Source organism: Polaribacter sargassicola, from assembly GCF_021991835.1.
GTDB classification, from domain to species: Bacteria; Bacteroidota; Bacteroidia; order Flavobacteriales; family Flavobacteriaceae; genus Polaribacter; species Polaribacter sargassicola.
In genome coordinates, this window is sequence record NZ_JAHDAU010000063.1 from 1 (window position 1) to 386 (window position 386).

General features: G+C 71.5%; 1 protein-coding gene. It reads left to right on the forward strand.

Annotated elements, in window-relative coordinates; genetic code table 11:
• Nucleotides 1-104 precede the first annotated feature (104 nt).
• The coding region (locus KI686_RS15835) for a RidA family protein (RefSeq protein WP_237590298.1) at nucleotides 105-386 on the forward strand (282 nt) is incomplete at its 3' end.

The window sequence follows — 386 nt, forward strand, 5'->3', positions numbered from 1 at the left end:
GTCGAGGCCGGAGTCACCGGCCTCGGGCGCATGCGCACGCGCGTCATCGACGAGCCCGACCCATCCAGGCGACAACAGCCAACCATCAACCCGAGGAGCGCCACATGATCCGCACCGCACGCCCGTTCATCGAGGCGATCAACCCGTCCCGTCTCGCGCCGTCCGCGGGGCACTTCGACCGTGCGGTGCGGATCGGCCCATGGCTCACCGTCTCCGGCACCTCCGCGCTCACGAACCTCACCGGCCCGGTCGAGGAGCGGCGCCTGCCCGCCGACTTCCGCGCGCAGGCGGAGCTGGCCTTCGACAACATCGCCGTCGTGCTCGACGCCGTCGATGCCGGCTTCGAGCACGTCTACGAGATCCACGCGACCCTGGCGCGCGCCGAG